The following is a 26412-nucleotide window of genomic DNA, read 5'->3' on the forward strand; positions in this document are numbered from 1 at the left end:
CTAAACGAAGCTCGCCGCAACGCGCGCGCGATGCCAGATCAGCCTTAGCTGGAGCTTAGATGGCGGGGGTTTTTCGCGGCCGGGTCCAGGCCGGTTCGCCAGGACTGGTATGGTCAGATCTAAAACATATCCGAAAGTTGCCCGTCATTTGGCCGTCCGAATCGCTTTGACGCGGCGCACCAACTATGCTTTAGTCGATTCAACACCCACGCGCGGGCAGTGGTGCGTCACGCACCGCTGAGAGTGTGTGTCCCTCATATCCGTCGGCCGGGGAGGCAAGATGGTCCAGGCAGGTGCACCGGCGCTGTACGACGCCGCGTTCGAACACGACAGCTGCGGTTTCGGTCTGGTCGCCCAGATCGACGGCCGCGCCAGCGCATGGGTGGTCGATACCGCCTTCGACGCGCTGGCCAAACTTTCGCACCGCGGCGGCGTCAACGCCGACGGTATCAGCGGCGACGGCTGCGGCGTGCTGGTGCACAAACCGCAGGCCTGGCTGGCGGCGCTGGCGAAAGAAGCGGGCTTGTCGGTGGGCGAGCGTTTCGCGGCGGGGCTGGTGTTTCTTGATCCGGCCGGCGGGGGCGACGAAGCCTGCGCCACCCTGGAAGCCTTCGTGCGCGAGGAAAACCTGCGCGTGGCCGGCTGGCGCGAGGTGGCGGTCAATCCCGACGCCTGCGGCCCGCTTGCCGCCGCCGCGCGGCCGCGCGTGCGGCAGATCTTCGTGGAGGCGCAGGGCCAGGACGACGACGCCTTCGAGCGCGCCCTGTTCCGCGCCCGCCGCCGCGCCGAAACCGCGCTGGCGCAGGATGCGCATTTCTATGTGGTGAGCCTGTCCGCCCAGGTCATCGGCTACAAGGCGATGGCCGCGCCGGGGCGCCTGCGCGAGGTCTATCCGGACCTGGGCCACGCCGCCCTGGTCTCCGACGCGGTGGTGTTCCACCAGCGCTTTTCCACCAACACCACGCCGCAGTGGAGGTTGGCCCAGCCGTTCCGCCTGCTGGCGCACAACGGCGAGATCAACACCATCCGAGCCAACCGGCGCTGGATGCAGGCGCGCGAATCGATCCTGCGCTCGCCGCTGGTGGAGCTGGGCGACCTCGGGCCGCTGGTGCGCCAGACCGGTTCCGATTCCGAAAGCCTCGACAACGCGCTGGAAGTGCTCACCACCGGCGGCCTGGAGCTGATCGCCGCGATGCGCGTGCTGGTGCCGCCGGCTTTTGCCGCGCGCGAAGGCATCGACGAGGACCTCGCCGCCTTCTACGAGTACTACGCCCTGCACAGCGAACCCTGGGACGGCCCCGCCGGCCTGGTGATGTGCGACGGCCACTACGCCGCCTGCACGCTGGACCGCAACGGCCTGCGCCCGGCGCGCTGGGCATTGTCGGACGACAACCACCTGATCGTCGCCTCCGAAGCCGGCCTGTGGGACGTGCCCTCCGCGCGCGTGGTCGCCAAGGGCCGCCTCGCCCCCGGCGAGATGATCGCCGTCGACTTCGCCAACCGGCGCCTGCTGCGCAACGCCGACATCGACGACATCAACCGCCGCCGCGCGCCGTACCGCGACTGGCTGCGCGCGGGCGTCAGCTATCTCGAATCCGACCTGATCGACCCCTCGCTGGCCGCCGAACCGCTGCCGGCCGAGCAGCTGCGCTGCTACCAGAAGCTCTACGGACTGTCGCGCGAAGAGCGCGAGTCGGTGCTCAAGGCGCTGGCCGAGCTGGAAATGGAAGCCACCGGCTCGATGGGCGACGACACCCCGATCGCGGCGATGTCGCGCCAGGTGCGCCCGCTGTTCGACCGCTTCCGGCAGGCGTTCGCGCAGGTGACCAATCCGCCGATCGATCCATTGCGCGAAAAGCTGGTGATGTCGCTGGTGACGCAGATCGGTCCGGAGGGCAATCCGTTCGAGTTGCAGCCGGAGAACGCGAAGCAGATCCTGATCAACTCGCCGATCCTCTCCCAGCGCAAGCTGCGCCAGCTGCTGGCCCTGCCGCAGTTCGGCGGCACGCCGCGCTTCGACCTGATGTACGCGCCGGAAGAAGGCCTGGAGAACGCGCTGCGCCGGCTCTGCCGCGAGGTGGCGCAGACGGTGCGCGCGGGCGGCGCGCTGGTCTTCCTCAGCGACCGCTACCCGGAGCGCGGCCTGCTGCCGATCCACTCCCTGCTGGCCACCGGCGCGGTGCATGCGCACCTGATCGACGAAGGCCTGCGATGTCAATGCAACATCATCGTGGAGACCGCCGCGCCGCGCGATCCGCACCAGTTCGCCTGCCTGATCGGCTACGGCGCCACCGCCATCTATCCGTGGCTGGCCTACCAGAGCCTGTTCGAGCTGGGCCGCGAAGGGCATATCGCCAGCGACCGCATGGAAGTGGGCCGCAGCTACCGCCGCGGCATCCGCAAGGGCCTGCTCAAGATCCTCTCCAAGATGGGCATCTCCACCGTCGCCGGCTATCGCGGCGCGCAGCTGTTCGAGATCGTCGGCCTGGCGCCGGAGGTGGTGGCGCTGTGCTTCCCCGGCACGCCCTCGCGCATCGGCGGCGCCGGTTTCGCCGAGCTTGAGCAGGACCAGCGCCTGCTCGCGGCCGAGGCCTGGAACGAAGCGCAGTCGCTGCGCGCCGGCGGCCTGTACAAGTATGTGCACGGCGGCGAATACCACATGTACAACCCGGACGTGATCGCCAGCCTGCAGAAGGCGGTGCGTTCCGGCGAGGCCTCCGACTACCGCGCCTATGCGGATTTCGTCGACCGCCGCCCGCCATCGGCGCTGCGCGACCTGCTCAGCCCGCAGCCGCTGGGCGAGGCGGTGCCGCTGGACGAAGTGGAATCGGTGCAGAGCATCCTGTCGCGCTTCGACTCGGCCGGCATGTCGCTGGGCGCGCTGTCGCCCGAAGCGCACGAGGCGCTGGCGATCGGCATGAACCGGCTCGGCGCGCGCAGCAACTCCGGCGAGGGCGGCGAAGATCCGGCGCGCTACGGCACCGAGAAGATGTCCAAGATCAAGCAGGTCGCCTCGGGGCGCTTCGGCGTCACGCCGGCCTACCTGGTCAACGCCGAAGTGCTGCAGATCAAGATCGCCCAGGGCGCCAAGCCGGGCGAGGGCGGCCAGCTGCCGGGCCACAAGGTGGACGCCACCATCGCGCGGCTGCGCTACGCCAAGCCGGGCATCGGCCTGATCTCGCCGCCGCCGCATCACGACATCTATTCGATCGAAGACCTGGCCGAACTGATCCACGACCTCAAGGAGGTCAATCCCGGCGCCCTGGTCTCGGTGAAGCTGGTCAGCCATGCCGGTGTCGGCACCGTCGCCGCGGGCGTGGTGAAGGCCGGCGCGGACCTGATCACCGTCAGCGGCCACGACGGCGGCACCGGCGCCAGCCCGCTCACCTCGATCAAGTACGCCGGCACGCCGTGGGAGCTGGGCCTGGCCGAGACGCAGCAGACCCTGCGCCGCAACGACCTGCGCGGCCGCGTGCGGCTGCAGACCGACGGCGGCCTGAAGACCGGCCTGGACGTGGTGAAGGCCGCGCTGCTGGGCGCGGAAAGCTTCGGCTTCGGCACCGGCCCGATGGTGGCGCTGGGCTGCAAGTACCTGCGCATCTGCCATCTGAACAACTGCGCCACCGGCGTCGCCACCCAGCACGCGGTGCTGCGCAAGGAACACTTCATCGGCCTGCCGGAAATGGTCATGCACTACTTCCGCTTCGTGGCCGAAGACGTGCGCGAACATCTGGCGCGGCTGGGCGCGCGCAGCCTGTCCGAGATCATCGGCCGCAGCGACCTGCTGCAGCAGCTGGAAGGCGCCACGCCGGTGCAGCACAAGCTGGACCTGCGCCCGCTGATCCAGGGCGAGACGCTGGGCGCGGACGTCGACTTCGCCTGCACCCTGCCGCGCAATCCGATGCGCGACGACGCGGCGCTGGCCACGCGCATCGGGCACGACACGCGCGAAGCGGTGGCTAATGGCAGCGGCGGCGAATTCCGCTATGCCATCGCCAACACCGACCGCGCCATCGGCGCGCGGCTGTCCGGCGAGGTGGCGCGCCGCTGGGGCGACCACGGCATGGACCACCAGCCGATCGTGCTGCGCCTGGAAGGCGCGGCCGGGCAAAGCCTGGGCGCGTGGAATGCCGGCGGCGTGCATATCGACCTGGTCGGCGAAGCGAACGACGGCGTGGGCAAGGGCATGGCCGGCGGCCGCATCGTGGTACGTCCGCCGCTGGACTCGCCGTTCGCCAGCCAGGACGCCGCGATCATCGGCAACACCTGCCTGTACGGCGCCACCGACGGCGAGCTGTACGCCGCCGGCCGCGCGGGTGAGCGCTTCGCCGTGCGCAACTCCGGCGCGTTGGCGGTGGTAGAGGGCGCCGGCGACCACTGCTGCGAATACATGACCGGCGGCGTGGTGGCGGTGCTGGGCAAGGTGGGCCTGAACTTCGGCGCGGGCATGACCGGCGGCTTCGCCTACGTGCTCGACCTGGAGCGCGACTTCGTGGATTGCTACAACCACGAGCTGGTCGACATCCTGCGCATCTCGCCGGAAGGCATGGAGCACTACATGCAGCACCTGCGCGGCCTGGTGTCGCGCCATGTGGAGCTGACCGGCAGCGACTGGGGCCGGCAGATCCTGCGCGACTTCCGCGGCCTGCAGTACAAGTTCTGGCTGGTGAAGCCGAAGGCCGCGAGCCTGGATGCGCTGGCGGAAGAATTGAGGAGTGCGGCGTGATGGGGCTGCCGCCAGCGCAAGGGAACAGGGAATGGGGAACAGGGAATAGGCATGAGGTCGCGGTAGCCATGGGCGCCTCGCTTCGTCCCATCGAGCGAAAACCGCCGAATTCCCTCACGCTTTCCTAGTGCACCTATTCCCTATTCTCTATTCCCGACTCCCAGCTCCCATGCCAGATAAGTCATTCCAATTCCTCCACGTCGAACGCCAGACGCCGCGCACCGTGCCGGTCGCCATCCGCGTGCTCGGCTACGGCGAGATCGCCGGCGACTTCGCGGCGCCGCAGGCGGCCGGCCAGGCCGAGCGCTGCATCGACTGCGGCAATCCGTACTGCGAACACGCCTGCCCGGTGCACAACTACATTCCGAACTGGCTGAAGCTGGTGCAGGACGGCCGCATCCTCGAAGCGGCCACGCTGATGCACGAAACCAATCCGCTGCCGGAAATCTGCGGCCGCGTCTGCCCGCAGGATCGCCTGTGCGAAGGCTCCTGCACGCTGGAGCAGACCGATTTCGGCGCGGTCACCATCGGCAGCATCGAGCGCTGGGTCACCGACGAGGCGCTGCGCCAGGGCTGGCGGCCGGATCTCTCGCGCGTGCGCGAAACCGGCAAGCGCGTGGCCATCGTCGGCGCCGGCCCGGCCGGCCTGGCCTGCGCCGACCGCCTGCGCCGCGCCGGCATCGCCGCCGACGTGTACGACAGCCAGAACGAGATCGGCGGCCTGCTCACCTTCGGCATCCCGCCGTTCAAGCTGGACAAGGGCGTGGTGCGCACGCGCCGCGACGTGCTCGAAGGCATGGGCGTGCGTTTCCTGCTCGGCCGCGAAGTGGGCCGCGACGTGGAATTCGGCCAGCTGCTGGACGATTACGACGCCGTCTTCGTCGGCACCGGCGCCTACACTTACGTGGACGCGGAACTGCCGGGCCGCGAACTGCACGGCGTGCACGACGCGCTGCCGTTCCTGATCGCCAACACCGAGCGCCTGCTGCGCGACGAACCGGCGCCGCACGCCTTCGACTTCCGCGGCAAGCACGTGGTGGTACTGGGCGGCGGCGACACCGGCATGGACTGCAACCGCACCGCGATCCGGCTGGGCGCCGCTTCGGTCACCTGCGTCTACCGCCGCGACGAAGCGAACATGCCCGGCTCCGCGCGAGAGGTGAAGTACAGCCGCGAGGAAGGCGTGGAATTCCTGTTCCAGCGCCAGCCGCTGCAGATCCTGGGCGACGCCGAGGGCAAGGTGCGCGCGGTGCGCGTGATCGACACCACCCTGGTCAAGGACGGCCACGGCCGCGCGCGTCCGCAGAACGTGCCCGGCACCGAGGCCGAGCTTCGCGCCGACGTGGTGATCCAGTCCTTCGGCTTCCTGCCCAGCCCGCCGGACTGGCTGCGCTCGCACGGCGTGGCGCTGGATCGCTCCGGCCGCATCGTCACCGGCGCCGCCGGCCAGCTGCCGCACCAGACCAGCCATCCGCGCATCTTCGCCGGCGGCGACAACGTGCGCGGCGCGGACCTGGTGGTGCGCGCGGTGTATGACGGACGCGAAGCGGGCGGGTCGATCGCGCAGGCCTTGCTGGCCTGAGCCGGTCCCGGCATCGGAAAAAACCTGCGCCGCCCGGAAGGGCGGCGTTTTTTTTCTTGCCGAATGATTATTCGGGAATTTCCGGAATTACCCGACCGGCTTGGAACGTTCCAAATAAGCGGATTAATGGATAAATCCGCTTCCGCCTAATATGTCCTGATTATGTCGGGCTCTTTCAGGCACGCCTTATGCAAACTACATTGCGCGCAAAATATTGCGCCATCAAATACTTAGTTTGCGTTGTAATGGACTTGTGAAGCCAACCTTAAAGTGCTTGACTCTCTTTCGAGCCCATTAAGCATGCGCCCGACGCGGCGCGTTCCCCCACCCGGCTGATGGGCTCTCTGGCGCAATGCCTTAACAAACAAAGAGAGGCCATCCCCATGAAGCGCAACCAGCTTGCACTGACCCTGGCCGGTTTATTGTTTGCTCCGGTCGGGGCTGCGTTTGCCCAAGACGCAGCCACTCCAGCTCCACCGCCGCCGCCTCCGCAGGAGCAGGCGAAGCAACTGCAGACCATCACCGTGACCGGTTCGGCCGTGCCGCGCATTGACGTGGAAACGCCGTCGCCGGTCACCGTGCTCACCGCCCAGCAGATCCAGCGCAGCGGCATGACCACGGTCTCGGACGTGGTCCGCTCGATCTCCGCCGACAACAGCGGCTCGATTCCCAACGCCTTCGCCAACGGCTTCGCGGCCGGTTCCTCCGGCGTCGCGCTGCGCGGCCTGACGGTGAACTCCACCCTGGTGCTGGTCGACGGCCATCGCGCCGCCAGCTATCCGGTGGCGGACGACGGCCAGCGTTCCTTCGTCGACCTCAACACCATTCCGCTGGCCGCGGTGGACCGCATCGAAGTGCTGAAGGACGGCGCTTCCTCGCTGTACGGCGCCGATGCCATCGCCGGCGTGGTCAACATCATCCTCAAGCCCAACTACAAGGGCGTGGAGGGCACCGTCGACGTCGGCACCTCGCAGCACGGCGGCGGCTTTACCCGCAAGGCCACCCTGCTGGCCGGCGCGGGGGACCTGGAGAAGGACGGCCACAACGGCTACATCGCCATCCAGTACCAGAAGGACAACCCGATCTGGCTGCGCCAGCGCGGTTTCCCGTTCAACACGCAGGACCTGCGCTCGATCGGCGGCCCCGACCTCAACATCGGCCAGCCGGGGCAGCGCACCGGCTCGGTGTACGGCTCGGTGACGCCCGGCTCGCTGACCCGCCCCGGCGATCTCACCAGCGGCACGCCCAACGCCGGCGCGCTGGCGCAGCCGCTGCGTCCCTGCGGCAGCAATTCGATCGGCGTCACCGACGACACGGGCAGCTACTGCGAGCAGAACTTCCAGTCGCTGTACGGCCAGGTGCAGCCGGCGATGGAGCAGGGCGGCATCTATGGCCGCTTCACCATGAAGATCAACGACACCACGCGGGCCTATCTGTCGGCCAGCTACTTCGAGGCCAAGACCTGGGTGCCGGGCCTGCCGCGGCAGCTGCAGTCCAGCACGCCGCACAACACCAACAGCATTGCCTTGCCGCCGGGCAATCCGAGCAATCCGTTCCCGAACGACTATGCGCTGATCAACTACGCGTTCGGCGACATGGCCAACGGCTTCAATTACGACAACCACAACGCGCGCATCGTCGGCGGCGTGTCCGGCGCGTTCGGCGAGTGGAACTACGACGTCACCGCGGTGATCAACCACGACTGGCTGGACACCAAGCAGTACGGCTATATCAACTACGCCGCGCTGCTCGACGCCGTCACCAACGGCACCTACAACTTCGCCAACCCCGCGGCGAACAGCCCGCGGGTGCGCGCGGCGCTGGCGCCGGGCTACGACAAGACCTCCACCTCGGACCTGGACTCGCTGGACCTGGCCGCCAACCGCTCGCTGTGGGACATGGCCGGCGGTCCGCTCGGCTTCGCCCTCGGCGCGCAGTTCCGCCACGAGTCGATCGACGATCCCACGCTCAATCCGAACTTCGAGTTCCAGGGCCTGGGCAATGCGCAGACCAAGGGCAGCCGCAATGTGTCTGCCGGCTATGTGGAGTTCAACGCGCCACTGCTCGAATCGCTGGAACTGGACGTGTCCGGGCGCCTGGACCACTACTCCGACGTGGGCACGCACTTCACGCCCAAGGTCGGCATCAAGTGGAAGCCGTTCGACTGGATCGCGCTGCGCGGCACCTATTCCAAGGGTTTCCGCGCGCCCAGCTTCTCCGAGAACGGTTCCAGCTCGTCGCAGGGCTTCATCAACCACACGCCGCCGGCGGATTTCATCGCCGCGCACGGCGGCAGCGGCAACGGCTACGTCAATCAGTACGCGCTGTCGCTGGCCACGCTGGCCAACAAGGACATCAAGCCGGAGAAGGCGCGCAACTACACCCTGGGCGTGCTGGTGCAGCCGACGAGTTGGCTGAACGTGTCGGTCGACTACTTCAACATCAAGAAGGAGAACGTGATCGGACCGGCCGACGCCTCCGCCGCGCTGGCCAACTACTACGCGGGCCTGCCGCAGGCGCCGGGCGTGATCGTGATCCCGGATACGCCTGACCCGCTGCATCCGAACGCGCTGCCGCGGCCGGCGGAGATCGACAGCCTGTACATCAATGCCACCTCGCTGAAGACCACCGGCATCGACGTGGACCTGCAGGCCCATTTCGATTTCAACCACGACATGCACTACATCAGCCAGTTCAGCGGCACGCAGATCTTCAACTGGACGCTGACCCTGCCGGACGGCACCAAGCAGCAGTTCGTGGGCACGCATGGGCCGTACCAGCTCTCCTCCGGCGCCGGCACGCCGCGGCGGCGCATGTCCTGGGCCAACACCTTCGAGTGGGGTCCGGCCACGATCACCGGCACGCTGTACCACGTCAGCGGCATGGCCAATTACGCGCTCGATGCCGGCACCGATCCGAGCAACTGCCTGACCGTGATCCCGGTCAGCTGCCGCATCGGCTCGTTCACCTACATGGACCTGACCGGCAGCTACCAGATCAACGACCACATCGCGATCACCGGCTCGGTGATGAACCTGTTCGACCGCAAGGCACCGTTCGATCCGTCCAACTATGCCGGCGGCGGCGCCAACTACAACCCGACCTACGCGCAGGCGGGCCTGGTCGGCCGCTTCTACAACCTGGGCGTGAAACTGAAGCTCTGAACGGGAGGGGAATCCAGGCGGCGCGCCGGTAGCCGGCGCGCCGCTTTTTTTGTGCCGAGGAAGCCGGCGTTTGTCCCCGCCATGCAGCCGCGCGCGGTACGCTCTGCGTTCGATCCATCCACCCGCAGGGGAAACCGCAGATGCGCATCGGCCTGGCCGCCAATCAAGCCCATCACAGCCATGCGGAATCCGCGCTGTTCCATTGGCTGCGCGCCAGCCGGCAAGGCATCCGCGAACTGGGCATCCGCCTGCATGCGGTGGGCCGCACTTACGATGCGATCGTGCGCGACGGCGTGCTGGGCGACTACGACGGCCTGGTGCGCTATCCCTACGGCCGCGACGGTGGCCTGATGAAGCTGGTGGCGGAGATCGTCGGCCTGCCCGAATCCGGGCGCGTGCTCGATGGCGCGGTGTACCTGATGCATCCGGTCGACCCTTCGTCGATCTTCCCCGAAGCGATTGCGCTGAAGCGCCAGTGCGTGATCCACCAGAAGCCGTTTATCTCCACCGTGGCCTCGGCGCGCGACTGGGTGGAGCAGGAGCGCATCCTGGCCGGCTTCGCGCCGGACCCGGGCGCCGACGCGCTGCACGCGCTGGAGCGCCAGACGCTGGCGCTGATCGCGCACGATGCGATGAAGCCGCAGATGGTGGCCTACGCCGCCGAGCATTTCGACGTGCTGTCGCGTTTCGCGCAACGCATCGCCACCGGCACCACCGGCCAGCGCCTCAACGAACTGGCCTGGAGCCGCGGCTGGCCGCAGGAGCAGGACTGGGTGCAGCGCTACCAGAGCGGCCCGATGGGCGGCGATGCGCAGATCGCCGACCTGGTGCTGGAGCGGCGCTGCCAGCGCGCGCTGTTCTTCGAAGACCCGCACGTAGCGCGCCAGCACGAGGCCGATATCCAGCTGCTGGAGCGCGCCGTCACCACCGTCACCGACGACGCGGTGTGCATGACTTCCCCCGCCGTCGCGCGCCGCTGGGCCGAGGCGGTGCGCCGCCGCGCCGGGCAGCGGCCGTGCTGACGCCATGTGCCTGATCGCGTTCGCCTGGCAGGCCCACCCGCGCTGGCGCCTGCTGCTGGCCGGCAACCGCGACGAGTTCCATGCGCGTCCGAGCGCGCCGCTGGCGCGCTGGAGCGACGGCGTGACGATCGGCGGCCGCGACCTGGAGGCGGGCGGCACTTGGCTGGGCGTGACCGATACCGGCCGCTGCTGCGTGGTGACCAATGTGCGCGACCCGCGCGATCCGCAGCTCGGCGCCTCGCGTGGATTGCTGGCGACGGACTACCTCGCCGGCGCGGCCGATGCCGCGTCGCATGCGCAGGCCTTGCAGGCCGCGGCGCCGGGCTACCGGCCGTTCAACCTGCTCACCTTCGATACGGCCGCGGCGTTCTATCTCGGCAACCGTCCCGTGCCGAAGGCGCAGGCGGTGGTGGCGGGCGTGCATGGCCTGTCCAATGCGGACTTCAATACGCCGTGGCCCAAGACGCGCGTCTTGATGGGGCATCTGGAAAGCTGGCTGGCCAAGCATGGCGAGGGCGACGACTTCGCGCCGCTGTTCGCCGCGCTGGCCGACGAACATCGCGCACCGGACGAACAACTACCCGACACCGGCGTGGGCCTGGAACGCGAGCGTTGGCTGTCTTCGGCTTTCATCCGCGGCGAGTTGTACGGCACGCGTGCCAGCACAGTGGTGGCGCTGGGGCACGATGGGCGCGGCGTGATCGTGGAGCGGCGCTTCGGGCCGAATGGGCGCGACGAGGGTGAGACGGCGATGAGCTTCGGCGGTAGGTTGGGGTGAGCCGCAGGCGACTGCGAAGGCAGGATGCCGTAGCGAACATCCGCGTAGCGGATGGCCCGAAGGGCTGGCTGCTGATGCAGCCAGTAACCCCAACGTTCGCCACCTTGGTACCTTGCGCATCGTTGGGGTTCGCCTGTGGCTCACCCCAACCTACGTCACGCGTCAGGGAAGCTGCCGTCGACGTAGTACCACCGCCCATCCTCGCGCACGAAGCTGCTGATCTCATGCATCCGCTGCGCCTTGCCGCCGCCGTAGCGCAGCCGTGCGATGAATTCGACGATGGCGCGGTCGCCTTCGCTCTCGTGCCGCTTCACGGTCAGCCCCAGCCAGGTCGGCGCCGGCTGCTGCGCGCCGAGCTTGAGCGTGGCCGGCCGTGTGCTGGCGTGCCAGGTGGCGAGCAGGTAATCCTCGCGCTTGAGCACGTAGGCGCTGTAGCGCGAACGCATCAGCGCTTCGGCCGTGGCCGCCGCCGCGCCTTCGTGCAGCGGCCCGCAGCAACGCAGATAGCCGGCGGGATTGCCGCAAGGGCAGGGCGTGAGCGTGTCGATGGCTTGCACGGATAGATGAGCCGGCGTGTGGCGATAGGCCATGATGCCACCCGTGGCGGCGCTTGGCACGGCGAGCCGGCCAAATGGACTAGCCGCGACGCCAGACCAGGCAGCGGTTGTTGGCTGGCATGGCGATATCGGCCACCGCATGGAAGCCCGCACGCGCGGCCAGTGCGTTCACCGCCTCGGCATCGCGGATGGCCATATGCGCGCCGCGCGCCTTCAGCCACTGATCGAAGATTGCATTGCTGTCGCTGCTGTAGTGGCCGCCGTAGTTGAAGGGGCCGTAGATCGCCAGCACGGCGTCGCCGGTGGTGGCGTCGGCCAAGCGCGCGAACAAGGTCTCGACTTCGGGCCAGCTCATGATGTGCAGCGTGTTGGCGCTGAACACCGCGTCGTAGCGGTGCGCCGGCCAGGCGCCGCCGACGTCGAGCTGCAATGGCGCGGGCGTATTGGGCAGCCCGGCTTCGTCCAGCCACAGCTGCATGCCGGGCAGGTTTTCCACGCGGTCCGAGCATTGCCAGCTCAGCCAGGGCATCGCCGCGGCGAAGTACACCGCGTGTTGCCCGGTGCCGCTGCCGATCTCCAGCGCGTCGCGCCGGCCGGCGAAGTGTTCGCGCAGCACCGCGAGGATAGGCTCGCGGTTGCGGTCGCAGGAGGGGGCGTTCGGTTTCTCCACCCGCTCAGGCGGGACGGCCGCGCAGGATGCGCGCCGGCAGCATCAGCAAGGCGCCGAGGAAGGAGAACACTGCGTTGACCGTGATGCCCACCAGGCGCAGCGGCAGGGTCAGCAGCCACACGATGGGATACAGCACCAGCGCCAGCAGGGCGATCGGCCAGCAGAACACCAGCAGCAACAGCCAGAGCAGGAAAGCGGCCATGGAGGGTTCCTTACGGGAACGGATAAAGGGTGCGAGCACTCTAGCGCGCTGCGTTGCGATGGGGGAGATGACTCCCTACACCCCTCGATCCACTTCTCAAATCCGACGTAGGTTGGGGTGAGTCGCAGGCGAACCCCAACCTACGCTGAGCCATGGGCGCAAGAACGTGCGGGTTCAGTGCATCGGGTTGACGCCGATCCAGCGCAGATGCAGGTAGAACGCGAAGAAAGCCCAGGCGGCGACGCCGACGGCGATCGTCACCAGGGTTCCGCGCAGCGTACCGGCCGGGTAGACCGTGCCGGCCGCGCGGTCGCGCCGCCGCGAGATCACGAAATCGGTAGTCGCCCACAGCAGAAAGGCGCCGAACAGGAGCACGTCGTGCAGCATGCCGGTGGCCAGCAGATGGCCGAACGCCCACACCTTCACGCCGGCCAGCATGGGATGGCCGAGCCGGGCCTTGAAGTGATTGCGCGGCACGTAGGCGGCGACGAACAGCACGAAGGCCACCAGGGTGAACAGCGCATTGAGATGGCGCAGCGCCAGCGGCGGCACGTACAGCAGCACCGGTGCGAGGCGGGCGTCGCGGAAGCCGATCATCAGCACGATCAGGCCGACGATGGAGGCCAGCGAGTACAGGCCTTTCCAGCCCATGTCGCCGAAGCGCGCGATCTGCCGCGTGCGCCAGCCGGGAGCGAGCATGCTGATGGAATGCACGCCCAGGAACAGCAGCAGACCCAGGATCAGCAGTGTCATCGGGAACCCCTTCCGGATGGATGGGGCGAGTATAGAGCGCTAAACGGCGCGCCGATGAAGGCGTACGGCGAGCGCGATGGATTCGCCGTCCAGCGCCAGCGTGCCTTGGGTGCCATCCGGCACATGCCACACGTCGCCGGCCTGCAGGCGGCCTTCCGGCGTGACGATTTCCGCGCGGGTGGCATAGATGAGAACCACGCCAGCCAGTGCATGCGTGCCCGCGCGCCAGGTTTCGATGCGGCCGTCCGCCACGCCACGCCGCAGCATCAGGTTGAAATCGCGCGTGGCGCCTTCGATCAGCGTGACGTCCACCGATGCCTCGCCGGCAAAGGCGAACGGCGTGCGGAGTTCATCGAGCCGATGCTCGCTGCCGTCCGCAAAGCGCATGGCGAAACCCGCGCCTTCCAGCAGCGCGATCTGCCGATCCACGCCGGGAAACGCGGAGAACGGCGCCGCGCTGTCCACCTCGGCCACGCTCACGCGCCAATCGAAATCGCTCAGGGCCGCACCCGCCGGATGGACGGCCAATTCGCGCGTGCGCCCCATGCCGTTCTTCCACGGCGTCACCGCGATATCGGCACCGCGCACGATGCTCACGCCGCGCGCTCGATCGCGCGCGCGAACGGCGGCAGCGCATTGAGCATGCGCTCGCCGTAGCGCTTGGTCACCACGCGGCGGTCCAGCAGCACGATGCGGCCGTGGTCGGTCTCGGTGCGGATCAGGCGGCCGCAGTACTGCGTGAGCAGACGCGTGGCATCGGGCACGGTCACTTCGATAAACGGATTGCGCCCGCGCGATTCCAGCCATTCCGCGTAAGTGGCGCCGACCGGATCGGTGGGCACGGCGAACGGCAGCTGGGTGATCACCACCGTCTCGCACAGCTTGCCGGGCAGGTCCAGGCCTTCGCCGAACGAGGCCAGGCCGAACAGCGTGCTGCCCTTGCCGGCTTCGACATCCGCAATATGCTCGGCGACCAGTTGCGCCTTGCCCAGCGAGCCCTGCGCGCGCACCTTGCGCACGCATTCGATCGGCAGCTTCTGCAGTACGCGGTCGAGCTTGGCGCGCGAAGTGAACAGCACCAGGTTGCCTGCGGCCCAGTCCAGATTCGCGGCGAGCCAGTCGCTGATCTCCTGCGCGTGTTCCTCGCGCGCATCCGGCATGGCGCGCAGCGCCGGCACTTCCAGCCGTGCCTGCGCGGCGAGATTGAACGGCGAGGGCAGGCTGAGCGTGACCGCGCTGTCGGGCAGGCCGACAGCATCCGCGAAGGTGCGGAAATTGCCGCCGGCGCTGAGCGTGGCCGAGGTCATCACCACGGCGCTCGCGTTCTCCCACAGCACGCTGCGCAGCAGGCCGCCGGCGGATACCGACGACGCATGGCAGACCAGCTGCTGGTCGCCGGACAGCGTGACCCAGCGCGCCAGCGGCGGGCCGCCTTCGCGGTCCTCGCTGGACCAGGCGCGCCAGGTACGCAGTTGGCGGTCGATGCGTTCCAGCGCCATGCCCAGCTCGCGCGACAGCGCCTCGTTGGTCGGCCCGCTCTCGGTCATCTCCAGCACCGCGCGGCGCACGGCGCCGACCCAGCGCTCGATCTCGCCGGTGAACACGTACAGCACGCGCGCATGCTCCACCCAGGATTCCGGCAGCTGGCCGAGCGAGCCGCGGTACATCGGCTCGTCGTCGTTGGGCGAGGGCAGCCAGTGCAGGCGGATGTCTTTTTCCAGTTCTTCCAGCGCGTCGCTCAGTTCCTGCAGTTTTTCGTCGCCGGCATCCAGCGCGAGCTTGCCGATCACTTCCTTGTCGGTGAGCGAGTACGCCGCGTGGATCTGCCGGCCCAGCCGGCTGAGCTGGCGCACGGTGGCGCTCATATGCACTTCGGCGGCGCCGCGGTCGATGGCCTTCGAGGGTACGTGGTGGCCTTCGTCGAAGATGTACAGCACTTCGTCGGGCTTGGGCAGGATCACGCCGCCGAAGCCGTCTTCCTCGCGCGGCATGGTGAGGTCGGCCAGCACCAGGTCCTGGTTGGCGACGATGATGTCCGCATCGCCCACCGCGCGGCGCGCGGCGAAGAACGGGCAGGCCATGAACTGCGCGCATTTGCGTCCGGTGCAGCCGCCCGCGCTGGTGGTGATCATGGCGCGCAGCAGGTCGCCGGGGGTTTCCGGCGCGTTGTCCATGTCGCCGTCCCATTCGTGGCGGTCGAATGCGCCGACGAGTTTGTTCAGCACCTGCTTGTCGCGTTCGGCCGGGGGCTTGGACCACAGGGCGAGGTCCGCCTCGAAGCCGAGACCCATCTGCGCGGTGTCCTGCAGGCTGTTGGCGGCCATGGCGAGGTTGCGCGGGCATACGTAGCGGCCGCGGCCTTTGGCGAGGGCGACTTTGGCTTCGCGGCCGTTGAGCTTGAGGTAGAGCGGGATGTCGCGCTGGACGAGCTGTTCCTGCAGGGCGATGGTGGCCGTGGCGATCAGCAGTTTCTTTTTCTGCGCGCGCGCGACTTCGACGCCGGCGATGAGGTAGGCCATCGATTTGCCGGTGCCGGTGGGGGCTTCGATGATGGCGGCGCCACCTTCTACCGACAGGGCCTTGGCGACCTCGGCGATCATCTTTCCTTGTGACGCGCGGGCGCGGAAGCCGGGGAGGCCTTCCTTCAGGCGCGTGTACGCGGTGCGGATGGATTCCTTGGTTTCGTCGGTGAGCATGGGGGGGCGGCGGGGCCGCGCCGGGGGGCGGCTTTTTTGGGTGGTTGTTGATTGTAGGGGGTGGGGAGGGGGTTGGGGGGCTCGGCCCCCCTTGCTCGTCATCCCAGCGAAGGCTGGGATCCAGTGACTGTATCGCCTGGTTTTCGCGTGGCCGCGACTTGGCCGCTTATGCAGCGGGCATTTCGGACGCCTGCCGGCGCCCGAGTCACTTTCTCTTTGCTGGCTCAAAGAGAAAGTAACCAAAGAGAAATAGCCTTAGAGCAAAGGCTCGCGACGCGACTAGAAGGAGCAGTGGACGGCTGCGGTAACTTGATTAACCTGGGTCTACACGAAACATCAGTGCGTTTACGTAACGGCTTCTTCAACGTGCCGTTGCCGAGAGGACTTTCAGTGACTGAGGCCAGCTTTTAGGCTTAGCCCTGTTCGTCGCGTAAGCGCACGGTGTAGGTTGGGGTGAGCCGCAGGCGAACCCCAACATGGCGAGGCGCGTGAAGGTGCCGGTGTTGGGGTTCGCCTGCGGCTCACCCCAACCTACGCCACGGCAAGAATTAACGTTGTGCTCCGCCCGGCCCCTCACCCTGCCCTCTCCCCGGAGGGGAGAGGGGTGAAGTGGTGAGGCAGGCGGGAACGAAGAACAGAAGCTGGCCTCGGTCACTGAACATCCTCTCGGCCACGGCACGTTGAAGCACCCGTTACGTAAACGCACTGATGTTTCGTGTAGACCCAGGTTAATCCGTTTACCGCAGCCGCCCACTGCTCCTTCTAGTCGCGTCGCGAGCCTTTGACTTGAGGCTATTTCTCTTTGGTTACTTTCTCTTTGAGCCAGCAAAGAGAAAGTGACTCGGGCGCCGGCAGGCGTCCGAAATGCCCGCTGCATAAGCGGCCAAATCGCGTCACCGCGAAAACCGAGCGATACAGTCACTGGATCCCAGCCTACGCCGGGATGACGAGCAAAGAGCCGACGCGCAAGCGCCCAATCACCCCTCAGCAGCGATGCGCCGCAAGCTATCCTCAAACACCTCCGGCGGCTGCCCACCCTGAATCAAATACCGATCATTGACGATCACCGACGGCACCGCCCGCACCCCCTGCGACTGATAGAACGCCTCCTGCGCCCGCACCTCATCCGCATAGCGACCCTCGTCGAGCACCTTGCGCGCCTCGGCCGCATCCAGGCCGACCTTGCTGGCGGCATCCACCAACACCTCGCGGTCGCTCACATTGCGCCCATCGGTGAAATACGCACCCAGCAGCGCGCGCTTGAGCTCACCCTGGCGCCCTAGTGTTTCCGCCCAATGCAGCAAGCGGTGTGCATCGAAGGTGTTGTAGATGCGGCTGCGCTTATCCAGGTTGAACGTGAAACCCACATCGGCCCCGCGCTGGCGGATCGCCTCCTGGTTCTGCTTCATCTGCTCCGGCGTACTGCCGTACTTGCGCGCCAGATGCTCGCCCACATCCTCGCCCTCCGGCGCCAGCTGCGGATTGAGCTCGAACGGCTGGAAATGGATCTCCACTTCCACCTCACCCTCAAGCCGGCGCAGCGCCTCGTCCAGCGAACCCAGGCCCACCGCGCACCAGGGGCAGACCACGTCGGAAACGAAATCGATCTTGAGCTTGTTGGCCATGGCGGGTATCCGATAGGGGAACGGATGGGAGATGCGGCCTGGGCGGGTGCAATCAAGTCAGCGCCGCCCATGCGGACGGCGCTGCAGAGGGGATTTACATCTTCCCCATGAAATCCGACTTCCCCAACTCCGCCCCCGCCGCACGCAAAATCGCGTACGCCGTCGTGCAATGGAAGAACAGGTTCGGCAGCACGAAGTGCAGCAGATAGGCCTGGCCTTCGAACTGCTGTTCGCCGGTACGGGTCTTGATGGTGACGGTGCGGCCTTCGCTGCCGTCGAGCTGTTCGGTCTTGAAGCCCTTGATGTATTCCACCGCGCGCTCGATGCGCGCATGCAGCTGCTCGAAGCTGGTTTCGGTGTCTTCGAACTTCAGCGGCTCCACGCCGGCCAGGCGGGCGGTGCCGTTCTTGGCCATGTCGGTGGCGATCTGCACCTGGCGCACCAGCGGGTGCATGTCGGGGATCAGGCGGGTCTGCAGCAGCACGTCGGAAGTGATGCCCTTGGCGTGCGCGTGGGCTTCGCCCTTCTTCAGCACGTGCTGCAGGTTGGCCAGCGCGCGCAGGAATACGGGCACCGAGGCCTGGTACATGGAAAGCGTCATGAGGATGGCTCCGAGGAGTGGACGGGGTCGGCATCGGCCGGCTGCGTGGCGGCAACCGGCGAAAGGTCATGGGGTACGGCGGCGGCGCAGGGCGTGGGTTCCTCGTGGCGGGTCAGCGAGGGATCGGTCACGCGCCGCGCGGTGCGCGCGGCGATCAGCGTGCCGATCACCAGCAGGGCGGCTGCCACCACGAAGGCCAGGCCGGGCAGGTGCAGCGGGGTGCCGGGCATGATCGAGAAGGAGAAGATCTGCGCGAACAAGGTGGGGCCGAAGATGCCGGCAAAGCTGCCCAGGCTGGTGATCGCGCCCTGCAGGCGGCCCTGTTCGCTGGGGTCGACCTGCTGCGTCATGATCGCCTGCACCGGCGGGCCGGACAGGCCCCACAGCGCCAGCAGCGGAATGCCGAGCAGGAACACCCAGCCCACGTTGGCCAGGCCCATCAGCAGGAAGGCGCCGATGCCGCACAGCATGCCGGCCACCAGCACGCGCCGCTCGCCCCAGCGCGGGGTGAGCTTGCCGGTGAGGAAGGCCTGCACCGAGCCGTCGCAGGCGCCCACCAGCATCAGCACCAGGCCGACGGCGCGGGTGCCCCAGCCGTAGCGGTAGTCGGCATACAGCACGAAGGTGGTCTGCAGCACGTAGTGCGCCAGATAGACCAGGAACATCACCGTGCCCAGCCCAAGCAGCACCGGGTCGCGGCGCAGCAGCTTCAGCGAGCCCAGCGGATGCGCGCTGTGCAGTTCGAAGCGCGCGGTGCGGTGCTCCTTCGGCAGCGACTCGGGCAGCACGAACAGGCCGTAGAGGAAATTGCACAGCGCCAGGCCCGCGGCCACCCAGAACGGCAGGCGCAGCGAGATCTCGCCCAGCACGCCGCCCACGCCCGGGCCCATGATGAAGCCCAGGCCGAAGGCGCCGCCGAGCATGCCGAACGCGGCGGCGCGTTTTTCCTTCGGCGTGATGTCGGCGATATAGGCATTGGCGGTGGTGAAGCTGGCCGCGGTCATGCCCAGCAGGATGCGTCCCAGCAGCAACAGCCACAGCGTGGGCGCCAGCGCCAGCACGATGAAATCCACGGCCAGGCCGAGGTTGGAGATCAGGATCACCGGGCGCCGGCCGAAGCGGTCCGACAGCGCGCCCTGGATCGGCGCGAAGATGAACTGCACCACGGCGAAGACGGTGCTGAAGATGCCCACCCACGAGGCCGCCGTGGCGATGCCGCCGCCGGCGAGCTGTTCGAGCAGATGCGGCAGCGTGGGGATCACGATGCCGAAGGCCAGCATGTCCAGCAGGACGGTGACGAAGATAAACGCTACCGCCGCGCGGCGCCGCGGCTCGGTGACGGTGGTGACTGGCTGGTCCATGGTCGGCCGGCGGGATGAAAGCGCGAACGATAGCGCAAGGTGCGTGATGCGCGTTGTAGCGCCGCATCATCCTCCGTTCGCGCCGGTCCGGGGTAAAACCCTCAGGCCGGCGGTGCCGCGAGTTCCTTCGCGTCCAGGTAGCCGTCGTGGTTGCGGTCCAGCTTGTGGAACTGGCGGCGCAGATTGTCCTGGTGGCTGCGCAGGGTGATCGGCTTGCCATGGCCGCCGGGCAGTTCCTCCGGCTCCAGCACGCCGTCGCCGTTGGCGTCCATGCGGCGGAAGCCGGCGCTCAGGTAATCCACGTACTCCTGCTCGCTGACCCGGCCGTCGCCGTCGGTATCCATCAGCCTGAGGTATTCGGCCGGCGTGCGCGGATAGCCCTGCGCGGCGGCCAGGCACGGCAGCGCCAGCAGGGCTGCCGCCAGCACGGCGCGCATCAGCGCACGCCGCCGCGGATGCCGATGAACTGCAGGAATTCGGCGCGGGTGCGCGCGTCGTCGCGGAACGAGCCCAGCATCTGGCTGGTGACCATCGACACCCCGCGCTTATGCACGCCGCGGGTGGTCATGCATTCATGGCTGGCGTCGATCACCACGGCCACGCCGGCGGGGTGCAGGTTTTCCTGGATGCACTGCGCGATCTGCGCGGTGAGCTTTTCCTGCACCTGGAAGCGGCGCGCATAGGCTTCCACCACGCGCGCCAGCTTGCTGATGCCGACCACGCGGTTGGTCGGCAGGTAGCCGACGTGGGCGCGGCCCACGATCGGCGCCATGTGGTGCTCGCAGTGGCTTTCGAACTCGATGTCGCGCAGCACCACCATCTCGTCGTAGCCGGCCACTTCCTCGAAGGTGCGGCGCAGATACTCGCCCGGATCGGTGAGGTAGCCGGAGAACCAGTCGCGGTAGGCCTTGACCACGCGCTTGGGCGTGTCGAGCAGGCCTTCGCGCGACGGATCCTCGCCAGCCCAGCGCAGCAGCACGCGTACCGCTTCCTCGGCCTGCTCGGGGGTGACGTCGCTGGGGTGCTGATCGCTCATGGGGGTTCCTTACGTGGCGCAGGCGGTCAAGTGTAGCGCCAGCGTCAAGCCCCGGCGCCTCACGGGTCCGGTACGAAGCGGCCCGGGAAGGGCTCGGGGCGCACCGGGCGCGGCCGTTCGCAGGGGATCACGCATTGCGCGGCGAGGTTGTTCCAGGTGTCGTAGTACAGCGTGACCACTTCGTCCGGCGAGCTGGAGGTGCGTTCGAATTCCACTTCGGTAACCGAGGAATACTCACGCTCGCCGTGGCCGGTGCCCAGCGGTGCGCTGGCCTTGGCGGCACGCTGCTCCGCGCCGCGCATTGCGGACGGAGCGGCGGCGGCGTCGGCTGCGGCAGGTGCCGCGGGCGAGGCCGCTATCTCGCTCACCATCGGCGGCTCATAGACCGGCTGCGGCTTGCGGCGGAACACCGCCACGCCGATCACGCCGACGTTGTCCGGCCGCCCGGTCTTCGCGGCGTAGCTCTGGCCGATATCGGTGAAGACGAAATCGGCCACCTGGCTGAGGCTCTTGCGCCAGCCCAGCACGTCGGTGCTCGCGCGCGGGTCCAGCACGTAGCCGGCCTGCGACCAGCCGGCGGTCTGGCCGGAGACGGCATTGACGCCATCCACCGACAGCACCGCCAGCAGATCCTCGCCGCTGCGGCTACGCAGCGCGATGCGGTAGCGGTGGCCCGGTTCGCCGGCCACGTAGTAGCGGCCGTGGTGCTGGTAGACGGGCAGGCTGCGCCCGGTGTCGCGGTCGTACACGCTCAGATCCAGCAGGCGGCCCACGGCACTGGCGGGTGCGGCGTGGGCCAGGCCGGCGGCGAGGGCCAGCGCGATCAGCAGGGTTTTCATGGGAAGGCTCCGGCAGGCATCGCGGCTCGATGCGTGGGATGGAACGCCTTGCCGCGGCCGACGGGGTTGATGGGTCTGCGGTCGATGGATATGGGGTTGATCGATCGCACCCCGGCTCTTTATGGTCCCGCTGACGATTCAAGTAGCGAGTACGCCATGACCCTGCGCATTTCCCGTACCACCCAGCTGTGCATGTCGCTGTCCGGCCGCCCCGGCAATTTCGGTACGCGTTTCCAGAACTACCTGTATGAAGCGCTCGGCCTGGACTACGTCTACAAGGCCTTTACCACGCGCGACCTGCCCGCAGCCATCGGCGGCATCCGCGCGCTGGGCATCCGCGGCTGCGCGGTGTCGATGCCGTTCAAGGAAGCCTGCATTCCGCTGGTCGATGCGATCGATGCCTCGGCCAAGGCGATCGATTCGGTCAACACCATCGTCAACGACGATGGACAGCTGCGTGCGTACAACACCGATTACATCGCAGTGGCGCGCCTGATCGAGCAGCATCGGGTTTCGCCGGATCTCACGCTGGCGCTGCGCGGCAGCGGCGGGATGGCGAAGGCGGTGGCTTGCGCGTTGCGCGACAAGGGGTTCAAGCGCGGCCATATCGTGGCGCGCAACGAGGCCACGGGCCGGGCGCTGGCGGAGAGTTGCGGTTATGCGTGGGCGCCGGATATGCGCGGTGTCGAGGCGCAGCTGCTGATCAACGTGACGCCGATCGGCATGGAAGGGCCGGAGGTGGATGCGCTGGCGTTCACCGAGGCGGAAGTGGAGCGCGCCAGCGTGGTGTTCGACGTGGTGGCGTTGCCGCCGGAGACGCCGGTGATACGGCTGGCGCGGGCGAAGGGGAAGTTGGTGATCACCGGGGCGGAGGTGATCGTGTTGCAGGCGGTGGAGCAGTTCGTGCTGTATACGGGCGTGCGGCCGGAGGATCGGCTGATCGCGGAGGCGGCGGCGCACGCGCTGGCATAAGCGGCGAGTTCATCGCTCGGCGTAGGTTGGGGTGAGCGCAGCGAACCCCAACAATGCGATGCGCCCGGATGTGCCTGTGTTGGGGTTCGCTGCGCTCACCCCAACCTACGCCTGCTAGTCGCTCGCTTCGTCCTCTTCCTCAGCCTCGCTGCTCGGCGCCTCCCCCAGCAACTGCTGCACCTGCTCCCCCGGCAGCGTCTCCACATGCCGCAGCTTCCGCTCGATCGCCCGCGTACGCACACCCGCCTGATCGATCACATTGCTCGCTTCCGTAAGCTTCTTGCGGGTCTTCTCCAACACGCCGGCGAACTTGCCGAACTCGGTCTTCACCGCCGCCAGCAGCTGCCACACCTCGCTGCTGCGCTTTTCGATCGCCAGCGTGCGGAAGCCCATCTGCAGGCTGTTGAGCAGGGCGGTGAGGGTGGTGGGGCCGGCCAGGGTGATGCGGTAGTCGCGCTGCAGCAGGTCGGACAGGCCGGGGCGGCGGATCACTTCCGCGTACAGGCCTTCGGTGGGCAGGAACAGGATGGCGAAGTCGGTGCTGTGCGGCGGCGCCACGTACTTGCCGTGGATGCGCCTGGCTTCTTCGCGCACGCGCACTTCCAGCGCGCGGCCGGCGGCGAGCGCGGCGTCGGCATCGGCCGCCTCTTGCGCGTCGAGCAGGCGCTGGTAGTCCTCCACCGGGAATTTCGCGTCGATCGGCAGCCACACCGGCTGCTCGTCCTGGCCGCCGGGCAGGCGGATGGCGTACTCCACGCGCTCGGCCGAGCCGGGCACGGTGGCGATATTGGCGGCGTACTGCTCGGGAATCAGGATCTGCTCCAGCAGCGCGCCGAGCTGCACTTCGCCGAAGGTGCCGCGCGTCTTCACATTGGTCAGCACGCGCTTGAGATCGCCCACGCCGGTGGCCAGGCTCTGCATCTCGCCCAGGCCGCGCTGCACCGCTTCCAGCCGCTCGGAGACCAGCTGGAAGGACTGGCCCAGGCGCGTCTCCAGCGTGTTCTGCAGTTTCTCGTCGACGGTGGCGCGCATCTGTTCGAGCTTGGCGGCGTTGTCGTCCTGGATCGCCTTGAGCTTGCTCTCCAGGGTGGCGCGCACTTCGCCCAGGCGCTTTTCGTTGTCGGCGGTGAGCGCGGCCAGGCGCTGCTGCTGCTGTTCGCCGAAGCGGTTGAGCGCGAGGGTGAGCTCCTGGCGGCTGTGGCGCGCGTCCTCGGCCAGGCGCTGAGCCAGCGCCTGCAGGCCGGCGTCGGTGCGTTCGGTCAGCACGTTCAGGCGCTGGCCGAAGCCGTCGATGCGCTCGGCCTGGTGCTGGCTCATGCCGCCGAGCTGCTCGCCCATATGCACGCGGAAGCGGTCGAAGCCCTGCTGCAGTTCCTCGCGGCCGGAGCGCTGTTCCTCGCGCAGGCTGCGCTGCAGGCGCTCGCCATCGTCTTTCAGCGCATCCAGCCGTGCGTGCAGGCCGCCGCCGTCGCGCGAACGCAGCAGCACGGCCAGCAAGGCCAGCGCGGCCAGGACGAGCAGGATCAGGACAAGCAGCAGGACTTCGGTAAGCGACATGGCGGTTCCATACGGCAAGGCGCCAAGTGTACGCGCCCGCGTCTCATCCGCCGGGACCGCTCAGTGCGGTACCGGCGTGAGCTGCCAGTAATCGGCCGGGAAATGCAGCCGCAGCACGGCCAGTTCGTCCGAGGCGGCCGGCGGCGCGTAGGGCGTCGAGGTGCAGCCGTTGGCGACCTGGCGCGCGGCGGCGAGGCGCATGCGGCCGAACATGCCGCGGCCGGACTGCAGGTTGGCGACCAGCTCCTTGCCGTTGCTCTCGACGTCTTCCTGGCCGACCGAGATGCTGAAACCGTCCGCCGAGATGCCGTCCGTATAGCCGGCGGGAGCCGGTACGCCGGGCGGGCGCATGCTGATGCTCATCTGCTTGCCGCAGCTGCCGACGCTCACCACCTGGATCGAGGTCAGCAGCGCGCGCGCCAGCGAGTCTTCGACGGTGAGCAGGTCGCCGCCCTGGCCGGCCGGTACGTCGATGCGCAGCATGTAGGCGTAGATGCCGTGGTGGAACAGATACGTACGCGAGTCGATTTCGCCGTCCCCCGCCTTCAGGCGCAGCGACATGATGCGTCCCGGCCACGCGCTGCCGTCGGGCCGGCGCAGCACAAAGTCGGTGGCGTCGTTCCACTGCGTGACGATGTACTGGCCTTTCGCCTCGGCGACCTCGACGTCGCCGCGGAACTTCGCCTCCATCGAGGCGACGCTGGCGCTGCCGCCGATGGGGTAGATCATCATGTCGGTGCTGAGCGCGGGCGATGCCGAGTCGCTGAAGGTCAAGGCCACGCCGCCGGCGAACTGGCCCTCGTCGCCGTGGTTCACGCTGCGCGCCAGCGTGTACTCCGCCGCGTACTTCGGCACGATGATGTAGGTGTCTTCGATCGGAACGCGCGGCTTGGCGCCAGGATTGCCCTGGGCATGGACGGCGCACAACGGCAGACAAGCGAGCGCGAAGCTGGCGGCGATCCTGCGCATACGGTCGATTCCTCTTCGATCCTTTTGTGTCCGTTGGCTGACGGGCCTTACCAGACCCGGCAGAACACCGCTTTCAGATAACGCCCTTCCGGCACGTCGCTGCGCACCGGATGGTCCGGGCCGGCGCCGCGCGCTTCCAGCACCTGGATCTCGCGGCCGGCGTTGAGCGCCACGCGGCGCAGCATTTCCAGGAAATCCGCCTCGCTCACCAGCCCCGTGCAGGAGCAGGTCAGCAGCAGGCCGCCCGGCGGGATCACGTCCAGCGCGAGGCGGTTCATGGCGAAGTATTTCTTCAGCGCATCGACCACGCGGTTGCGGTCGCGGGTGAGCTTGGCCGGGTCCAGCACCACGGCGTCGTACTGCTCGCCGCGCGCGACGGCCGCGCGCAGCCAGTCGAAGATGTCGGCCTGTTCGAACTTCGCGTCCACGCCGTTGGCCACCGCATTGGCGCGCGCCACCTCCAGGATGCCCGCGTCCATGTCCACGCCGGTGGCCTCGCTGGCGCCGCCGGCCAGCGCATGCACGGCGAAGCCGCCGGCGTTGCAGCACAGGTCCAGCACGCGGCGGCCGCGCGCCAGCTCGGCGAAACGGGCGCGGTTGTCGCGCTGGTCGGCGAAGAAGCCGGTCTTGTGGCCCAGGCCCGGCGCGGCATGGAAGCGCAGGCCGTGCTCGTGCACTTCCACCGGCGCGGGCGCCTCGGCGGCGCGGCAGTCGAAGGATTCCTGCTTCTGCACGTGGCTTTCGGCGAACCAGTACAGGCGCGCGCCGGGAAAGTGCTGCAGCAGCGCGGCGTGGATCGCCTCGCGGAATTTCCACATGCCGGCGGCGAAGTATTCGATCACCAGGATGTCGGCGTAGCGGTCCACGATCAGGCCGGAGAGCCCGTCGCCTTCGCTGTGCACCACGCGCCAGGCGTCGGTGGCCTGGTCCAGCGCCAGCCAGTCGCGGCGCAGCTGCACGGCGCGGGCGATGCGCGCGGCGATCCAGCCGGCATCGATGGCTTCGTCCGCGTCGGCGGTGAGCAGGCGCAGCGCGATGCGCGCATGGCCGTTCCAGAACGCGCGGCCGACGAAGCGGTCCTTGGCGTCCAGCACCTCCACCACGCTGCCGGGCGGCAGCCGCTCGGCGGGCTTGTGCACCTGCGCGGACCACACCCAGGGGTGGCCGGGCGTGCGGTCGGACTTCAGGCGGATGACGGGCAGGGAGGGGGAAGCGGGGCTGTTCATCGGAGAATGATAACGGAGCGGGGAACGGGGATCGGGGAATGGGGAACAAAGGCGCCGCGCGCTCCCGGCTTTTCCC

Annotated in this window: 21 protein-coding genes; 6 read left to right on the forward strand and 15 right to left on the reverse strand. The window is 68.1% G+C overall.

Going from position 1 to position 26412, the window contains the following annotated elements:
- Positions 1-280: 280 nt before the first annotated feature.
- The 5 genes from gltB (at position 281) to FHW84_RS10425 (ending at position 11272) form a co-directional block, all read left to right on the forward strand.
- Positions 281-4726 carry a glutamate synthase large subunit gene (gltB, locus tag FHW84_RS10405; protein WP_167255144.1) on the forward strand — a complete coding sequence of 1482 codons (4446 nt, stop codon included), beginning with the start codon at positions 281-283 and terminating at the stop codon, positions 4724-4726.
- 169 nt (positions 4727-4895) lie between these two features.
- Complete coding sequence (locus tag FHW84_RS10410) at positions 4896-6308, forward strand: FAD-dependent oxidoreductase (protein WP_167255146.1); 1413 nt, start codon at positions 4896-4898, stop codon at positions 6306-6308.
- A gap of 383 nt (positions 6309-6691) precedes the next feature.
- Entirely contained in the window at positions 6692-9472 is a 2781-nt protein-coding gene (locus FHW84_RS10415; protein ID WP_167255148.1) for a TonB-dependent receptor, read from the forward strand.
- 140 nt (positions 9473-9612) lie between these two features.
- Positions 9613-10494 (forward strand): methylglyoxal synthase, encoded by an 882-nt coding sequence (locus tag FHW84_RS10420; protein ID WP_167255150.1) that lies wholly within the window; start codon positions 9613-9615, stop codon positions 10492-10494.
- A gap of 4 nt (positions 10495-10498) precedes the next feature.
- Entirely contained in the window at positions 10499-11272 is a 774-nt protein-coding gene (locus FHW84_RS10425) for an NRDE family protein (protein WP_167255152.1), read from the forward strand.
- Positions 11273-11427: 155 nt separating this feature from the next.
- On the opposite strand, the gene FHW84_RS10430 is transcribed toward FHW84_RS10425, so the two are convergent.
- From FHW84_RS10430 to FHW84_RS10485, 12 genes are all read right to left on the reverse strand, one after another.
- A complete protein-coding gene (locus tag FHW84_RS10430) occupies positions 11428-11862 on the reverse strand; it encodes a YchJ family metal-binding protein (RefSeq protein ID WP_208399737.1) in 435 nt (144 codons plus the stop codon).
- Between the two features lie 46 nt (positions 11863-11908).
- The gene (locus FHW84_RS10435) at positions 11909-12499 is read right to left on the reverse strand and encodes a DUF938 domain-containing protein (protein ID WP_167255154.1); all 591 of its coding nucleotides are present in this window, start codon (positions 12497-12499) and stop codon (positions 11909-11911) included.
- A gap of 4 nt (positions 12500-12503) precedes the next feature.
- Positions 12504-12701: a hypothetical protein gene (locus FHW84_RS10440; RefSeq protein WP_167255156.1), complete on the reverse strand. Its 198-nt coding sequence runs from the start codon at positions 12699-12701 to the stop codon at positions 12504-12506.
- A gap of 174 nt (positions 12702-12875) precedes the next feature.
- Positions 12876-13454, reverse strand: coding sequence for an NnrU family protein (locus tag FHW84_RS10445; protein WP_167255158.1), 579 nt, complete (start codon positions 13452-13454; stop codon positions 12876-12878).
- A 39-nt stretch (positions 13455-13493) separates the two neighbouring features.
- Positions 13494-14051: a HutD family protein gene (locus tag FHW84_RS10450; protein ID WP_343203589.1), complete on the reverse strand. Its 558-nt coding sequence runs from the start codon at positions 14049-14051 to the stop codon at positions 13494-13496.
- Positions 14048-16150, reverse strand: a complete 2103-nt coding sequence (dinG, locus tag FHW84_RS10455; RefSeq protein ID WP_167255160.1) for an ATP-dependent DNA helicase DinG — start codon at positions 16148-16150, stop codon at positions 14048-14050. The genes FHW84_RS10450 and dinG overlap by 4 nt, the downstream gene beginning before the upstream one ends.
- 977 nt (positions 16151-17127) lie before the next feature.
- Positions 17128-17775 (reverse strand): DsbA family oxidoreductase, encoded by a 648-nt coding sequence (locus tag FHW84_RS10460; RefSeq protein ID WP_167255162.1) that lies wholly within the window; start codon positions 17773-17775, stop codon positions 17128-17130.
- 94 nt (positions 17776-17869) lie between these two features.
- Positions 17870-18376 carry a DUF1993 domain-containing protein gene (locus FHW84_RS10465; protein ID WP_167255164.1) on the reverse strand — a complete coding sequence of 169 codons (507 nt, stop codon included), beginning with the start codon at positions 18374-18376 and terminating at the stop codon, positions 17870-17872.
- Positions 18373-19737 carry a TCR/Tet family MFS transporter gene (locus FHW84_RS10470; RefSeq protein ID WP_167255166.1) on the reverse strand — a complete coding sequence of 455 codons (1365 nt, stop codon included), beginning with the start codon at positions 19735-19737 and terminating at the stop codon, positions 18373-18375. The genes FHW84_RS10465 and FHW84_RS10470 overlap by 4 nt, the downstream gene beginning before the upstream one ends.
- A gap of 101 nt (positions 19738-19838) precedes the next feature.
- Positions 19839-20174 carry an EF-hand domain-containing protein gene (locus FHW84_RS10475; RefSeq protein WP_167255168.1) on the reverse strand — a complete coding sequence of 112 codons (336 nt, stop codon included), beginning with the start codon at positions 20172-20174 and terminating at the stop codon, positions 19839-19841.
- The gene (gene folE / locus FHW84_RS10480; RefSeq protein ID WP_167255170.1) at positions 20174-20773 is read right to left on the reverse strand and encodes a GTP cyclohydrolase I FolE; all 600 of its coding nucleotides are present in this window, start codon (positions 20771-20773) and stop codon (positions 20174-20176) included. Before folE ends, FHW84_RS10475 begins: the two co-directional genes overlap by 1 nt.
- 59 nt (positions 20774-20832) lie before the next feature.
- On the reverse strand, positions 20833-21612 hold the full coding sequence (locus FHW84_RS10485) for a hypothetical protein (protein WP_167255172.1): 780 nt from the start codon (positions 21610-21612) through the stop codon (positions 20833-20835).
- Between the two features lie 156 nt (positions 21613-21768).
- Here FHW84_RS10485 and FHW84_RS10490 point away from each other — a divergent pair, with 156 nt between their 5' ends.
- A complete protein-coding gene (locus FHW84_RS10490; RefSeq protein ID WP_167255174.1) occupies positions 21769-22584 on the forward strand; it encodes a shikimate 5-dehydrogenase in 816 nt (271 codons plus the stop codon).
- 114 nt (positions 22585-22698) lie between these two features.
- Here the strand turns inward: FHW84_RS10490 and rmuC are convergent, their stop codons facing one another.
- From rmuC to FHW84_RS10505, 3 genes are read right to left on the reverse strand one after another with little or no spacing between them, the layout of a single operon-like run.
- On the reverse strand, positions 22699-24141 hold the full coding sequence (gene rmuC / locus FHW84_RS10495; protein WP_167255176.1) for a DNA recombination protein RmuC: 1443 nt from the start codon (positions 24139-24141) through the stop codon (positions 22699-22701).
- 60 nt (positions 24142-24201) lie between these two features.
- Complete coding sequence (locus FHW84_RS10500) at positions 24202-25110, reverse strand: hypothetical protein (protein WP_167255178.1); 909 nt, start codon at positions 25108-25110, stop codon at positions 24202-24204.
- Between the two features lie 47 nt (positions 25111-25157).
- Positions 25158-26336 (reverse strand): class I SAM-dependent rRNA methyltransferase, encoded by a 1179-nt coding sequence (locus tag FHW84_RS10505; RefSeq protein WP_167255180.1) that lies wholly within the window; start codon positions 26334-26336, stop codon positions 25158-25160.
- Positions 26337-26412: the final 76 nt, after the last annotated feature.

The organism is Dyella sp. SG562, assembly GCF_011759495.1.
Classification (GTDB): Bacteria; Pseudomonadota; Gammaproteobacteria; order Xanthomonadales; family Rhodanobacteraceae; genus Dyella_D; species Dyella_D marensis.